Source organism: Methylobacterium sp. TK26 (assembly GCF_055361565.1).
Window position 1 is genome coordinate 1561877 of the sequence record NZ_CM143965.1, and the last position, 14241, is coordinate 1576117.

The following is a 14241-nucleotide window of genomic DNA, read 5'->3' on the forward strand; positions in this document are numbered from 1 at the left end:
GCGGGTTGGGACAAGCGTCGCGACGACCCGGGCGGAGGGTGAGGGGAACGGCTACGTTTCGTATCCTGAGCCGGGTTCTGACGCAGAACTGGACCGGTCCCTCACGCGCTGATCCCCGGCGCCTTGATGAGGCGGCAGCCGGTGATGCGCCATTCGCCGTCGGGCTGGCGGTCCAGGGTGTATTCCGCCGTCCAGTCCGTGCCGAACTCGTCCTGGATCGCCACCGATTGGCTTACCGAGGTCTCGCCGACGTCGCGGGCGGTGCCGAAGACGAAGCTGCGGTGGCGGTAGACCGGCTTGTACTGGTTGCGCACCATCCCGAGGAACAGGTCCGGGTTCGGGAAGATGTCGCGGATCGCCGGGGCCGCCTGGGCGTAGGCCGTCGAGGCGTCGTCCCGGCCGAAGGCCTCCGCCTGCCGGCTGATGACCGCGCGGGCCGCCGCCTGTTCCGCCTCGCCGGCCCACGCCTCGGACCCGAGGCATCCCAGAAGAAGGAAGAGACAGGACAGGGCGCGCATGGCTGATCACTCCGGGGAGCAACCATGAATTGTAGGCGGCTGCGCGATCCCGGCAAGCGTCAGGCGGGGATCGTCATCGCCAGGGCCGCCAGCGGCAGGGCGACGACATCGACCGCCGCCGCCGCCACGGGGAGCATCGCCGGCCAGCGCCCGCCGGCCTCCTCCCGCCGGGTGCGGGCGAAGGCGAGGACGAGCATCGGCACGAGGGGCAGGAGGTAGCGCCCCTGCGGGCCGTCGATCCGGTTCTCGCCGACATTCGTCCAGGTGAGGTATTGCGAGATCACCACGAGCCACAGGCAGGCGGCGGCCGCCGCCGGCAGGATCAGCCGCTCCGGCCAGGGGGGCGGGGTGCCCTGCCGCAGCAGGACGAGCGGCACGAGCAGGGCCACGGCCCAGAGCCCGTAGAGGACGCCCGGCAGCGGCCTGTCGAGCCAGCCGAAGATGCCGATGGCGCCCTTGTAGAGGATGGTCAGGTGCTTGACCGTGCCGAGGAAATGCCCCGGCAGGGTGGCGATCCGGGCGGGTTTTTCCAGCAGGACCTGCGCCTGCGCCTTCGGATCGGTGGCGGTGAAGGTCGCCGGGCGCGGGCCGGACCAGAGCGGCCCGGCCTCGTAGGCGGCGCGGGGCACCGGCGTCGCGACATAGGCCGTCGCCGCCGCCGTCCAGAGGATGGCGGGCAGGACGGCGAGGAAGGCCGCCGCGAGGCGTCGTGCGGCGTGGCGCATCCCCTCGCCCCTGGGGGGCAGGGGCACCAGCAGCATGGCGGCGAGCCCGGCATAGGGGGGCTTGGCCAGCACCACGAGGGCGAGGCTGAGGATCGCGCCGGAGAGCCGCCAGCGGGCGCCCGCTCCGGTGAGCGGCCGGGGGGTGAGAAGCGCGGCGGCGAGCGCCGCGAGGGCGATGATCGGGGCGTCCTGGTTGAACGAGGCCGCCAGCGACAGGGTCATCGGCAGGGCGAGGACGGCGAACAGGGCGACCCGCCCGCGATGGGCGAATGCCAGGGCGGCGAGGGCGATCGCCAGGGTCGCCGTCGCGTTGCCGAGCCGGCCGAGATAGAAGCCGACCTCCGGCGCGAGGCCGAGGACGCGCGCGATGCCGAGCCCCGCCGCGCCGGGCAGGTAGAGGAAGGGCGGATAGGTGCCGACCGTGTAGAGCGGCACGAAGATCCGGCCGCGTGCGTCGGGCTCGCTCTCGACCGCCGAGATGGCGCCGCCGAAATCCTTGGGCCGGGAGCGGCCGATCCTGTCCCAGACCGGGTCGATGCGCACCCCCGCCGCCGGATGGGTCGAGCCGTCGGAATAGCGCACGCTCTCGCGATGGCCGACCATGTCCCCCTGGATCAGCGCGGCGGCGCGGGCGAGGTGGGCGCCCTCGTCGGCGACCTCCCCCGGCGGGACGATCAGCGCGAGGGCGATGCAGACCGGGGCGCACAGAATCAGATAGGCGAGGCACCAGAAGCGCGGGCCGGAGGGCAGGCGCATCACGCGGGGATGTCCCCGTCCGGCAGGCTCTCCCGCGGGAGGGCGTCGCCCAGGATCCGGCGCAGGCGCAGCATCAGCAGCACGGTCGCGAGCGCCCCCGCGCAGAGCACGCCGAGGCGCAGCCATTCCGCCGGCCCGGCGCCGGAAAGGAGATGGCCGCCCCCGCGCCCCAGCGCCCCGAGGGCGACGTAGGCGAACAGGGCCGGCAGGGCGGCGAGCGTGCCGAGGGCGTAGTCGCGTAAAGGGACCGCGCTCGCCCCGAGGGCGAGGCTCGTCGGCGCGAAGGGCATGATCGGCGAGAGCCGGATCAGGCAGACGAGGCGCCAGCCCTCGGCCTTGAGGGCGCCGTCGAGGGCGGCGAGCCGCCGGCCGCCGAACCGGGCGAGCGTCCGGGCGCCGAGCATCGTCCGCGCGAGGCCGAAGGTGATGAGCGCCCCCGTCATGGTGCCGAGGGCGGCGACGCAGAATCCCTCGACGGGGCCGAGGAGCGCACCCGCCGCGATGCCGACGCCGGAGGCCGGCACGATCCCCGAGGCGGCGACCAGCGCCTGCACCGCCAGGATGATCGCCGGCCCCGCCGGGCCGAGGCCCCGCAGCGAGGCGGTCAGCCGCTCGGCGGCGTCGGGGGCGAGGACACCCACCGCCAGCGGCGCGGCAGCGAGCCCCGCGAGCAGCGCGAGGCCGGCGAGGCGGCGGAGCGGGGGGCGCCTCACGGACGCGCCTCCACGGGGGCGGAAGCCTCCGCGAAGAGCGGGTCCGCCTTCAGGCCGGAACGGTGCAGGCGGTAGGCGAGGCTCGTGCGCAGGACGCCGAGCCCGTAGATGCAGGAGCGCCGGAAGTTGATGGACGAGGCGTCGTCGAAATAGCGCGTCGGGCAGGAGATCTCGCCGATGCGGAACTCCTGGTGCATGGCGAGCGCCAGCATCTCGTTGTCGAAGACGAAATCGTCCGAGCAGCGGTCGAGGGGCAGGGCTTCGAGCACCCTGCGGCTCCAGGCCCGGTAGCCCGAATGGTACTCGGAGAGCTTGTGGCCCATCAGCCAGTTCTGCACGAGGGTGAGCCCCCGGTTGGCGACGTACTTGTAGAGCGGCATCCCGCCCTTGAGCGCGCCGTTGCCGAGGATGCGCGAGGCCAGCACCGCGTCGTACTCGCCGGAGACGATCATGGAGGCCATCGCGGTCACGAGGCGCGGGGCGTATTGATAATCCGGGTGGAGCATCACCACCACGTCGGCGCCGCGCTCCAAGGCGGTGCGGTAGCAGGTCTTCTGGTTGCCGCCGTAGCCGAGGTTCCTGGCGTGGCGCACCGTGTGGATGCCCAGCCGCTCGGCCACCGCCACCGTGGCGTCCCGGCTGGCGTCGTCGATGAGGATCACGTCGTCGACGATGTCGAAGGGGATCTCGCGGTGGGTGCGCTCGAGGGTCGCCGCCGCGTTGTAGGCGGGCAGGACGACGGCGATTCGGTGTCCGTGGAGCATCGGCAGGGTCTTCGAACGGGTCAGGCCCGGAGGATCGCCGGGGCGATCTCGGGCAGGGCGGCGGCGAGGAGGCGGGCGGCGCGAAGCACCTCGCCGGCTTCGGTGACGGAGCGGCGGGCGAGCGCCTGCGCGAGGCGCAGGGGGATCTGCCCGCAGAAGGCGGCGGCGGTCAGGCCGAGTGCGGCGAGCCGCCCGTGGTGCTTGGCGGCATAGAGGATTTCGCTGCGCAGGATGTAGAACAGGCGGCGCGCCTTGGCTTGCCGGGTGGTGCCCTGGCCGAGATGGCGGGCGGCGGGGCCGGCGAGATGGCGCACGGCGTAGCCCGCCTGCCGCGCCCGCAGGCACAGGTCGACATCCTCGTAATAGACGAAGAAGCGCTCGTCGAAGCCGCCGAGCGCGGCGAACAGGTCGCGCCGGATCATCAGGAAGGCGCCCATCACCTGATCGACGGCGCGGTCCTGCCCGTGGTCCCAGTCGCGCAGGAAATGCGGGGGCACGAGGCCGATCCGGTCCAGGGCGAAGGCCCGGCCGAGCATCGCGAGCGGGCGGGGGGCGCGGGCGCAGGAGCGGGCATTCTGCCCGTCCGCCTCGACGAGCCGCGCCCCGACGATGCCCCATCCCGGCTCCCCGAGGAGCGCGGCGCGGGCGCGGGGCAGGGCGTCGGGCTCGACCCGCGCGTCCGGGTTCAAGAACAGGATCGCCGGGGCCATGCCCACCGCCGCGCCCTGGTTGCAGGCCCGGCCGAAACCGAGATTGTCCGTGTTGCGGATCACCCGGAACGGGAAGGGCAGGGCGGGCAGGTGGTCGAGGGAGGCGTCGGTGGAGGCGTTGTCCACCACGGTCACGGCGAGGCGTTCCGCGCCCTCCGAGGCGGCGAGCCCGGCGAGGCAATCGCGCAGCAGGGCGCCGCCGTTCCAGTTGACGATCACCACGTCGAGATCGCTCATCGCGGCAGATCCCGAGGGGGCCCGAGGCGGCCCATCAGCCCGTCCCGCGCCGCGCCCGCGAGGCGTCCGAGCACGGCGGGGCGCCAGCCGGAATCGGCCCAGTAGAGGAGGGCCTGGAGGGGCAGGTAGAGCCCTTGAGCGAGCTTCCACGAGAGCGGCAGGTGCGGCAGGCGCCACGCGTAGACGCTGTTCCTCAGGTAGGTCGCCATGCGGAACAGGGGCTGGCGCGGCATCGTGAGACCGAGCCGCCGGATCGTGCCGCCGCCGACCCGGTGGGGCAGGGTGACGGATGCGTCGCAATAGGTGCCGTGGCCGAGGCTCCAGGCGCGGAAGCACCATTCGAGCTCGACCCCGTCGATGAAGAAATCCGCCCGGAACGGGCCGGTGCGCGCGAAGGCGGCGAGGTCGAGGAGCGTGCCGGAGGTCGCTACGAACTGCACGGGGCTGAGGCCCGCCACGGCGGCCTCGCCGGCCCTCGCCGGGTAGGCGGGCGCCTTGTGGCCCGGCGCGGCCGAGGCGGCGGGGCCGATGACCGCCGGGGCGAGGCCCTTTGCCCGCAGGCGATCCCGCCCGGCGAGCAGCGCCTCCGGCAGGGAGGGGGCGGCCGCCGCGTCCTGATCGAGGAGGTAGAGGCATTCCGTCCCCGCCGTCTGCGCCGCCGCCGCGAGGCGGTTCAGGGCCTCCGCGATGCCGCGATTCGTGCCGTCGCCGAGGAGGGTGAAACCCGCCTGCGCCAGCGTGTCCCGCGCCTCCCCGTCGAGGGGGGAGTTGGCATAGGCGAGCCGCGCCCCGAGGCCGTCGGGCAGGCGCGAGGGCAGGGCCGCGACCTGGGCCGGCGTCGGGTGGAAGAGGGTGATCCCGGCGGCGATCCGCGCGAGCCCCGGCGCGGGGGCGGCGGTCGCCGTCTCCGGGTGCGGGGGCGGCATGGGCGGCTTCATCCGGACAAGCGATGTTCCAGGCTGGGCTGGTGACGATTCCAATGCGGTTTTCATGAGGCCGGCGCGAGGGCCACCCGTCCCGGTCCATTGCGTGGGCAAAAATCCCACGTCATGTGCGGGTCTAGAGATCGAGGGGCGCGTTGTCGATCACCTCCTTCATCACGAAGAAGGTCCGCAACTGGCGGACCCCCGGCAGGCCGAGCAGGGTGGTGCTGTGCAGGCGGTTGAAATCCGCCATGTCCGAGACCCGGATCTTGAGGAAATAGTCGAAGTCGCCGGCCACGAGGTGGCAATCGAGGACGGTGGGGATTCCGCGCACGGCGGCCTCGAAGGCGGAGAAGGCTTCCGGGGTCGAGCGGTCGAGCACCACGCCGACGATGACGAGGGTGCCGCGCCCCACTCGCGCGGGGTCGATGAGCGCCCGCACCGCCCGCACCACGCCGCCGGTCAACAGCGCCTGGAGCCGGCGGTGGCAGGTGGCGGCGCTGGTGTTCACCCGCTTGGCGATCTCGGCATTGCCCATCCGCCCGTCGGATTGGAGCAGGCGCAGGATTCTGAGATCGGTGCGGTCGAGCGCAGGCGGATCGGTGGATTCTTTCATTTTCGGAGGCCGATGCGGAAGGTTCCGGAGGGACGCGGCAATTCGGGAAAACCAGAAGCACATCGGCCGGCCAAAATCGAGAGCACCTTCCGTCTGGCGTTTGCTACCTTGGCCGCGCGTCCAAGACCCGGAGACAGACCCGATGCTGGAAAAGTTCGAGCGCTATCCCCTCACCTTCGGCCCGACGCCGATCGAGCCGCTGAAGCGGCTCTCGGCCCATCTCGGGAACGAGGTCGAGATCTACGCCAAGCGCGAGGATTGCAATTCCGGCCTCGCCTATGGCGGCAACAAGCTGCGCAAGCTCGAATACATCGTGCCGGACGCGCTGAAGTCGGGCGCGGACACCCTGGTCTCCATCGGCGGCGTGCAGTCGAACCACACGCGGATGGTGGCGGCGGTGGCGGCCAAGCTCGGCCTCAAGTGCCGGCTGATCCAGGAAGCCTGGGTGCCGCACGAGGACGCCGTGTACGATCGCGTCGGCAACATCCTCCTCTCGCGCCTCATGGGCGCGCAGGCCCAGCTCGTGGATGACGGGTTCGACATCGGCATCCGCGATTCGTGGAAGCGGGCGCTCGCCGAGGTCGAGGCCGAGGGCGGCAAGCCCTACGCGATCCCGGCCGGCGCCTCGGTGCACAAGTACGGCGGCCTCGGCTATGTCGGCTTCGCCGAGGAGGTCCGCGCCCAGGAGAAGGAGATGGGCGTGCGCTTCGACTACATCGTGGTCTGCACGGTGACGGGCTCGACCCATGCCGGCATGGTGGTCGGCTTCGGCGCGGACGGCCGCGCCCGCAACGTCATCGGCATCGATGCCTCCTGCACCCCGGTGCAGACCCGCGCCCAGGTGCTCGACATCGCCCGCAACACCGCCGAGCTGATCGGCGCCGCCCGCGTCGAGGACGAGGACGTGGTCATCAAGGAAGACTACGCCTACCCGGTCTACGGCGTGCCTTCGAAGGAGACCGTGGAGGCGATCCGCCTCTCGGCCCGCCTCGAAGGCATGATCACCGACCCGGTCTACGAGGGGAAGTCGATGCAGGGCATGATCGACCTCATCCAGAAGGGCTTCTTCCCCAAGGGCTCGAAGGTGCTCTACGCCCATCTCGGCGGCGCCCCGGCGCTGAACGGCTACAGCTACACCTTCCGCAACGGCTGATTCCGGCGCATCCCGGCCTAGATCCCCCCTGTCATCGGGCGGGATCGGAAGGGCCGGGAATGCAAACACGCTGGTGGAGCGCCCTCGTCGTCGCCTGTGCCCTGGCCCTGCCGGGCCTCGCGCGGGGGGCCTCGGCCCCGGCGGTCGAGGGCCGGAACGGCATGGTCGTCTCGTCCCAGGCGCTGGCCTCGCAGGCCGGGGCGGACATCCTGGCGGCGGGGGGCAACGCCGTCGATGCGGCGGTGGCGGTGGCCTTCGCCGAGGCGGTGGTGAACCCCTGCTGCGGCAATCTCGGGGGCGGCGGCTTCCTGGTGCTGCACACGGCGGAAGGGCGCAGCCGCTTCGTCAACTTCCGCGAGAAGGCCCCGGGCGCCGCCAGCCGCGACATGTATCTCGGCGCGGACGGCAACCTCGTGCCGTTCTCGACCCTGCGCGGCTGGAAGGCGGCCGGCGTGCCCGGCACGGTGCTCGGCCTCACCACCGCGCTCTCCCGCTACGGCACGCTCCCCCTCGCGCGGATCATGGCTCCCGCCATCGCCCTGGCGAAGGACGGGTTCGTGCTGACGCGGGGCGACACCGACATCCTGGAGACCGGCACGAAGAAGTTCGAACGGGATCCGACGGTGGCCAAGATCTTCCTGCGGCCGGACAGGACGCCGTTCCGGCCGGGGGACAGGCTGGTCCAGGCCGACCTCGGCAAGACCCTCCAGGCCATCGCCGAGGGCGGCCAGGCGGCCTTCTACCAAGGCGAGATCCCGCGCGCCGTCGAGGCGGCCTCGTCGGCGGGGGGCGGGATCCTCACCGCGCGGGATTTTGCGGACTACACCATCACCGACGACAGGCCGCTGTCCTGCACCTACCGGGGGGCGACGATCCTCTCGGCGCCGCCGCCCTCCTCGGGGGGCACGACGCTGTGCGAGACGCTGACGATCCTCGACGGCTACGACATCGCCGCCTCCGGCTTCAACGCGGCGCGGACCGTGCACCTGATGGTCGAGGCGATGCGGCGCGCCTATGCCGACCGCAACGCGACGCTCGGCGACCCCGCCTTCGTGGACAACCCCGTGGCGCGGCTGATCTCGCCCGACTACGCCCGCACCCTCCGCGAGGGGATCAGCCTCGACCGGGCGACGCCCTCGTCCGACATCCGCCCCGATCCGGCCCTGCAGCCGCCCCGCGAGCGGCCCGAGACCACGCATATCTCCGTCCTCGACCGGGCGGGCAACGCGGCCTCGCTGACCTACACGATCAACGGCTATTTCGGCTCCGGGGCGATGGCGCCGGGCACGGGCTTCTTCCTCAACAACGAGATGGACGACTTCACCACGAAGGTCGGGGTGCCGAACCTGTTCGGCCTCGTCCAGGGCAACGCCAACGCCATCGCGCCGGGCAAGCGCCCGCTCTCCTCCATGGCGCCGACCATCGTCCTGCGGGAGGGCAAGCCGGTGATGGTGGTGGGCTCGCCCGGCGGCTCGCGGATCATCACCATCAACGTTCAGACGATCATGAACATGCTCGATTTCCGGATGCAGCCGCAGGAGGCGGTCGACGCCCCGCGCATCCACCACCAATGGCTGCCGGACACGGTCTACGCGGAGCCCTTCGCCCTCTCGGCGGACACCCTCGCGATCCTGAAGGGCATGGGCCACAGCGTGCAGGTGCAGGTGCCGTGGGGGGCGCAGGAGCTGATCGCCACGGACGGCGCGGCGCCGCCGGAGCCGAGCGCGCCATCCTCCGGCAACGACGCCTCGCGCACCCGATCCATGCGGCCGGGGCTGCTCTACGGCGCCAACGACAACCGCCGCCCGGCGGGGGCGGCGATCGGCGAGTGAGCCGGATTCAGTTGATGAGGCAGAAGCCCGCGCCCGTGCCGACCCGGCGCTCGGACGGGCAGGAGGGCTTGGCCGGCGCGGCGGGGGCGGGCTGGACCGAGCCGGTCGTGCCGGGCTCGATGCCGCGCAGCCATGCGTCGAGGCGCGGACCCCGGGTCGAGACCACGCCCTCGGCGGTGCTCGCCAAGACGGGTGTCGCCAGAACCGGCGTCGCCAGCATGAGGCACGCGGTGGAGAATGCAGCGAGCCGCATCATCGAATCGTCCCCCTCTTCCAACCACGCGCCACGGGCGGCGCGGGTGCGGGGAACACCATCGCGACCGCCCGTAAACGCTTCGCTTAGAAGAAGAGTTAACGCCCGCGCATTCCCGCGGGAGTTGAGTTCTCAATAGCCGTCGTAGAAGCCGGCGGGGCCGTAGCCGCCGCCGTCGATCCCGCGCGGGTCGATGGCGACGGGGCGCCGGTCGGGCACGGCGTAGTAGACGGTGCGGGCGCCGGTCTGGTCGTCGTCGAACGAGTCGACGCCGTACCCATAGCCCCGGCCGCGCGCGACAGTGCGGGTCCGGGGGCCGCCCTCGGCCATGGCGGCGCCCTCGCCCTCGATCCGCACCTGGGTGCGGTTCATGCCCTGTGCCTTCACCAGGGTGAACAGGGTCGCGGCGTTGCGCACCGACAGGCGCACGCAGCCATGCGAGACCGCGCGGCCGAGGCTGCGGACGTGGTTCGTGCCGTGGATGGCGTGGCCCTGGTTGGTGAAGAACGTCGCGTAGGGCATCGGCGCGTCATCGAACTCCTTGGAGAAGTGCGTGCGCTCCATGCGGAACGGCCGGTAGCTCCCCGAGGGCGTGTCGTAGCCCGCCGCGCCGGTCGAGACCGGCCAGGAATAGCGCGGCGTGCCGTCGACGGCGACGGACATGCGCTGGGCATCCTTGTCGACGGTGATGACCACGTCGGCGCGGGCCGGCGCGGCGCCGAGCGCGAGGAGGAGGGTGGTGAGGAAGGCGGCGGATCGGACGCGCATCGATGAATCCCCGTGACGCCACGTTGGCGGAAGACCGCGAGGCGTTCAGCCGAGCTACGCCTTTGGGGCTCTCCGGTTCCCGGTGCGCGTAGTAAGACTTCCGTGCGGTGTCGAGGGGCACGTAAGGGACCAGGGTATGACCGGGAACGGGGTAGAGACGGTGGACGCGGCGGAGATCCTGGCGACGCTCGTCGCCTTCGACACGGTGAGCGACCGCTCGAACCTGCCGCTGATCGACTGGATCGAGGAGTTCGCCCGGCGCCACGGGGCGGCGGTGACGCGGGTTCCCGACGAGACCGGCACCAAGGCGGGTCTGTGGATCGGCCTCGGCCCCCTGGACCGGCCGGGCTACGTGCTCTCCGGCCACAGCGACGTGGTGCCCGCCGACGGCCAGCCCTGGAGTTCGGACCCGTTCCGGCTGCGGGAGGAGGGCGGCCGGCTCTACGGGCGCGGCACCTCGGACATGAAGGGGTTCCTGGCCGTGTGCCTCGCCCTGCTGCCGGAGATGGCGGCGGAGCCCCTGGCCGTGCCGCTCCACATCGCGGTCTCCTACGACGAGGAGGTCGGCTGCCTCGGGGTGCGGCCGCTCATCGCCCGGATGGGCGACCTGTTCCCGAAGCCGCTGGGCTGCTTCGTGGGCGAACCCACGGGGATGGAGGTCGTCCTCGGCCACAAGGGCAAGTCGGCGGCGCGGGTCACGTTCACCGGCCGTGCCTGCCATTCGGCCCTGGCGCCGCAGGGGGTCAACGCGGTGGAATACGCCGCGCGGTTCATCGAGCATGTCCGGCTGATGGCCGAGGGGCTGGCCCGCGAGGGCGCCCGCGACGGGCTCTACGACGTGCCCCACACCACCGCCCTGTCGAGCGTGGTGCGCGGCGGCTCGGCGCTCAACATCGTGCCCGATACGTGCAGCGTCGATTTCGAGGTGCGGGCCATCGGCGCCGACGATGCCGGCGCCCTGACGGCGGCGGCCGTCGCCTATGCCGAGGGGCACCTCGTTCCCCTGATGCGCGCCGCCGACCCCGCCTGCGGGATCACGGTCGAGCCCCTCATCGCCTATCCCGGCCTCGACACCGCGCCGGAGGCGGAGATCGCGACGCTGGCCAAGCGTCTCGCCGGGCGCAACGCCCACGCCAAGGTCTCCTACGGGACGGAGGCCGGGCTGTTCGACGCCGCCGGCGTGCCGAGCGTGGTGATCGGTCCCGGCTCCATCGCCCGCGCCCACCGGGCGGACGAGTACGTCACCCGGGGCGAACTCGACGCCTGCGCCGGATTCCTCCGCCGCCTGATCGGTGAATGCCGCGGATAGGCGCCGCGCCGGGGCTGGATTTCCCGGCCGGAACGGTGCGTTGTGCCCCTCGACCGTGACATCCGGGACTGGCCGATGAAGCTCCTCTACTCCCCCGCCTCACCCTATGCCCGCAAGGTGCTGGTGCTGGCCCACGAGACCGGCCAGGCCGGCGCGATCGAGGTCGTCACCGCCGGCACGTCGCCCGTGGCCGGCGCGCCCGACGTCGCCCCCCACAACCCGCTGGGCAAGGTGCCGGCCCTGATCCTCGCGGACGGCACCTGCCTGTTCGACAGCCGGGTGATCTGCGAATACCTCGACATGCGCTCCGTGGGCGCGCACCTCTTCCCCGAGGGCGCCGAGCGCTGGGACGCCCTGACCCGGCAGGCCCTGGCGGACGGGATGCTCGATGCGGCGCTCATCACCCGCTACGAGCGCGTGATGCGCCCCGAGCCCCTGCGCTGGCAGGATTGGGACGCCGGCCAGATCGCCAAGATCGTGGCGGGGCTCGACCGGATCGAGGCCGTCGTCGCCGACATGCCGGTGCTCGACATCGGCACGATCGCCATCGCCTGCGCCCTCGGCTACCTCGATTTCCGCTTCCCCGACCTCGCGTGGCGCGACGGCCGCCCGGCCACGGCTGCGTGGTACGCCGTGTTCGAGGGCCGCCCGTCCATGACGGCGACGGTGCCGCCGCAGGGCTGAGGCTCAGCGCGGCGACGGGATCTCGTAAGGGTGCGAGGAGGCGAGCGGGTCGGCGAAGAAACTCTCCACCGTGCTCGCCCCCGTGCCGAAGGTGATGAGCAGGAAGCCCCCGGCCAGCGCGAAGTTCTTCAGGAAATCCCAGAACAGCTCGCGGCCCTTGCCGCCGGACCAGAAGTCGCCCGGCGTCCAGAACTGCTTCCACAGGAGCGCCGTGACGCCGCAATAGCCGGCCATCACGAAGGCGGCGGCGCGGTCGAACGCCCCCGTCAGGATGCAGGCCGACATGCCGATCTCGACGGTGAGCCCGAGGAGGATGAGCACCACGGCCGGGGCGGTGGCGTGCACCGCCTGCTTCGCCTGACCGACCGCGCCCTTGAAGTTCACGATCTTGTCGAGGGCGCTGAAGGGCAGGAACAGCAGGACGAGGAGCAGGCGGGTGCCGAAGGCGATGGCGAGGCTCAGGCTTGGCATCCGGTCTTGGGCTCCATGACGGGGTCGCGTGAGCAGGTGTGACAGGCGCCGCCGATTGCAAGGAAGTCGGGCGCGATGCCCCGAAAACGGGCTTGGGCGGACAGGGCAAGCTGCGCTAATGTCGCAGTGCCCATCATGACGATGCGGGAGAGACCGGGACGGCCCGACAGAGGCCGCCCGGCGCCGACGGAGCAACCGCCCCGGAAACTCTCAGGCACCAGAACCGTGTCGTCGGGGCAATCTGGAGAGCGGTGCGGCGGATTCGTCCGCTGGCACCCGCCGAAGGGGACGTCCGGTCTCACCGCCCTGCCAAGGCGGCGCCGGATCAAGCTCTCAGGCACCGGGACAGATGGGGCGCGACCGACCGGCTTCACACGAGGCCGGTCCCATGCGTCCAGTTGGCCCGGAGTCCCAAACCCATGACCCATGTCGCCGTGATCGGCGCCGGCATCACCGGCGTGACGACAGCCTATGCCCTCGCCACGCGGGGCTATCGCGTCACCGTCCTCGACCGCAACCGCTACGCCGCGATGGAGACCTCCTTCGCCAATGGCGGCCAGCTCTCGGCCTGCAACGCCGAGGTGTGGAACAAGGTCGCGACGGTGATCCAGGGCCTGCGCTGGATGACCCGCCGCGACGCGCCGCTGCTGATGAACCCGGCCCCGTCCTGGCACAAGCTGTCGTGGATGGCCGAGTTCGTCCGCGAGATCGCCCATTACCGGGCCAACACCGTCGAGACGGTGCGGCTCGCGATCAAGGCGCGGGAGGCCCTGTTCGATATGGCCCGCGCCGAGGGGATCGACTTCGACCTGAAGACGCGCGGCATCCTGCATTTCTACCGGGACGAAGCGGCCTTCCGGAAGGCGGAAGGGGTGAACGCCCTGCTCCGCGAGGGCGGGCTGGAGCGCCACGCCGTCACGCCCGACGAGATCCGCGCCCTCGAGCCGACGCTGGCGGGGACGTATTACGGCGGGTTCTTCACCCCCTCCGACGCCACGGGCGACATCCACAAGTTCACGCGGGGCCTCGCCGCCGCCTGCGCCCGCAGGGGCGTGCGCTTCGTCCACGATGCCGTCGTCGCCTCGGTCGAGCCGGGCGGGGAGGGGGGCCACGTCGTCGGCTGGCGCGAGGCCGGCAGGGGCGAGGCCCGCGAGGAGAGCTTCGACGCGGTGGTGATCTGCGCCGGCACGGCGAGCCGCCACTTCGCGGCGATGCTGGGCGACCGGGTGAACATCTACCCCGTGAAGGGCTACTCGATCACCGTGAACCTCTACACGCCGGAGGCCCAGGCGGCGGCGCCGCAGGTGAGCATCCTCGACGAGGCCACGAAGATCGTCACCAGCCGCCTCGGCGAGGACCGCTTCCGCGTGGCCGGCACCGCCGAGTTCAACGGCTTCAACCGCGACATCCGCCACGACCGGATCCAGCCCCTGGTGGACTGGACCCGCGAGCAGTTCCCCGGCGTCGCCACCGACCGGGTGATCGCCTGGAGCGGCCTGCGGCCGATGCTGCCGAACATGCTGCCGAAGGTCGGGCGCGGACGCCGGGCGGGGGTGTTCTACAACACCGGCCACGGCCATCTCGGCTGGACCCTCTCGGGCGCCACCGCCGAACTCGTGGCCGAGGCCATCGCGGCCGAGCACGCGCCCGGCACGGCGGACCTGCGCCTCGCGGCGTAAGCCAGGGTCGCTCCCCGTACCCTCGCCGTCATTGCTTCGCTGGCGCTCGCAATGACGGCGAGGCTTCCAGAATCGGTTCGTAATTTTGAATAATGTTCGTGCGGCGCTACGGTCGCCGTCGGGAGGCGCC

15 protein-coding genes and 2 riboswitches are annotated in these 14241 nt (G+C 72.0%); of the genes, 5 read left to right on the plus strand and 10 right to left on the minus strand.

Annotation, left to right across the window (positions count from 1 at the left end):
• Nucleotides 1–101 precede the first annotated feature (101 nt).
• From ACXJ1Y_RS07600 to ACXJ1Y_RS07630, 7 genes are all read right to left on the minus strand, one after another.
• Nucleotides 102–518 carry a DUF4864 domain-containing protein gene (locus tag ACXJ1Y_RS07600; protein ID WP_463849469.1) on the minus strand — a complete coding sequence of 139 codons (417 nt, stop codon included), beginning with the start codon at nucleotides 516–518 and terminating at the stop codon, nucleotides 102–104.
• Nucleotides 519–577: 59 nt separating this feature from the next.
• Nucleotides 578–1999, minus strand: coding sequence for a DUF2142 domain-containing protein (locus ACXJ1Y_RS07605; RefSeq protein ID WP_463850059.1), 1422 nt, complete (start codon nucleotides 1997–1999; stop codon nucleotides 578–580).
• Nucleotides 1999–2712, minus strand: coding sequence for a TVP38/TMEM64 family protein (locus tag ACXJ1Y_RS07610; protein ID WP_463849470.1), 714 nt, complete (start codon nucleotides 2710–2712; stop codon nucleotides 1999–2001). Before ACXJ1Y_RS07610 ends, ACXJ1Y_RS07605 begins: the two co-directional genes overlap by 1 nt.
• The gene (locus ACXJ1Y_RS07615; protein WP_463849471.1) at nucleotides 2709–3476 is read right to left on the minus strand and encodes a glycosyltransferase family 2 protein; all 768 of its coding nucleotides are present in this window, start codon (nucleotides 3474–3476) and stop codon (nucleotides 2709–2711) included. Before ACXJ1Y_RS07615 ends, ACXJ1Y_RS07610 begins: the two co-directional genes overlap by 4 nt.
• A gap of 20 nt (nucleotides 3477–3496) precedes the next feature.
• Nucleotides 3497–4423 carry a glycosyltransferase family 2 protein gene (locus ACXJ1Y_RS07620; protein ID WP_463849472.1) on the minus strand — a complete coding sequence of 309 codons (927 nt, stop codon included), beginning with the start codon at nucleotides 4421–4423 and terminating at the stop codon, nucleotides 3497–3499.
• A complete protein-coding gene (locus tag ACXJ1Y_RS07625) occupies nucleotides 4420–5349 on the minus strand; it encodes a glycosyltransferase family protein (RefSeq protein WP_463849473.1) in 930 nt (309 codons plus the stop codon). Before ACXJ1Y_RS07625 ends, ACXJ1Y_RS07620 begins: the two co-directional genes overlap by 4 nt.
• Nucleotides 5350–5482: 133 nt before the next feature.
• Nucleotides 5483–5962, minus strand: a complete 480-nt coding sequence (locus ACXJ1Y_RS07630) for an Lrp/AsnC family transcriptional regulator (RefSeq protein WP_463849474.1) — start codon at nucleotides 5960–5962, stop codon at nucleotides 5483–5485.
• A 142-nt stretch (nucleotides 5963–6104) separates the two neighbouring features.
• Between ACXJ1Y_RS07630 and ACXJ1Y_RS07635 the strand changes: the two genes are divergently transcribed.
• Both ACXJ1Y_RS07635 and ggt read left to right on the plus strand, forming a co-directional pair.
• Nucleotides 6105–7115 (plus strand): 1-aminocyclopropane-1-carboxylate deaminase, encoded by a 1011-nt coding sequence (locus tag ACXJ1Y_RS07635; RefSeq protein WP_463849475.1) that lies wholly within the window; start codon nucleotides 6105–6107, stop codon nucleotides 7113–7115.
• Nucleotides 7116–7174: 59 nt separating this feature from the next.
• Nucleotides 7175–8947: a gamma-glutamyltransferase gene (gene ggt / locus ACXJ1Y_RS07640; RefSeq protein WP_463849476.1), complete on the plus strand. Its 1773-nt coding sequence runs from the start codon at nucleotides 7175–7177 to the stop codon at nucleotides 8945–8947.
• A gap of 7 nt (nucleotides 8948–8954) precedes the next feature.
• On the opposite strand, the gene ACXJ1Y_RS07645 is transcribed toward ggt, so the two are convergent.
• A complete protein-coding gene (locus ACXJ1Y_RS07645) occupies nucleotides 8955–9203 on the minus strand; it encodes a hypothetical protein (protein WP_463849477.1) in 249 nt (82 codons plus the stop codon).
• A gap of 129 nt (nucleotides 9204–9332) precedes the next feature.
• Nucleotides 9333–9968, minus strand: coding sequence for a L,D-transpeptidase (locus ACXJ1Y_RS07650; protein ID WP_463849478.1), 636 nt, complete (start codon nucleotides 9966–9968; stop codon nucleotides 9333–9335).
• Between the two features lie 136 nt (nucleotides 9969–10104).
• Between ACXJ1Y_RS07650 and argE the strand changes: the two genes are divergently transcribed.
• Together argE and ACXJ1Y_RS07660 are read left to right on the plus strand one after the other, a co-directional pair.
• Nucleotides 10105–11277 carry an acetylornithine deacetylase gene (argE, locus tag ACXJ1Y_RS07655; protein ID WP_463849479.1) on the plus strand — a complete coding sequence of 391 codons (1173 nt, stop codon included), beginning with the start codon at nucleotides 10105–10107 and terminating at the stop codon, nucleotides 11275–11277.
• Nucleotides 11278–11352: 75 nt separating this feature from the next.
• A complete protein-coding gene (locus ACXJ1Y_RS07660) occupies nucleotides 11353–11961 on the plus strand; it encodes a glutathione S-transferase (protein ID WP_463850060.1) in 609 nt (202 codons plus the stop codon).
• A 3-nt stretch (nucleotides 11962–11964) separates the two neighbouring features.
• Here the strand turns inward: ACXJ1Y_RS07660 and ACXJ1Y_RS07665 are convergent, their stop codons facing one another.
• Complete coding sequence (locus ACXJ1Y_RS07665) at nucleotides 11965–12432, minus strand: DoxX family membrane protein (RefSeq protein ID WP_463849480.1); 468 nt, start codon at nucleotides 12430–12432, stop codon at nucleotides 11965–11967.
• A 134-nt stretch (nucleotides 12433–12566) separates the two neighbouring features.
• A riboswitch (glycine riboswitch) is annotated at nucleotides 12567–12668 on the plus strand.
• Between the two features lies 1 nt (nucleotide 12669).
• Nucleotides 12670–12785, plus strand: a riboswitch (glycine riboswitch).
• A gap of 66 nt (nucleotides 12786–12851) precedes the next feature.
• Between ACXJ1Y_RS07665 and ACXJ1Y_RS07670 the strand changes: the two genes are divergently transcribed.
• A complete protein-coding gene (locus ACXJ1Y_RS07670; RefSeq protein WP_463849481.1) occupies nucleotides 12852–14111 on the plus strand; it encodes a D-amino acid dehydrogenase in 1260 nt (419 codons plus the stop codon).
• The last annotated feature ends 130 nt before the right edge of the window (nucleotides 14112–14241 follow it).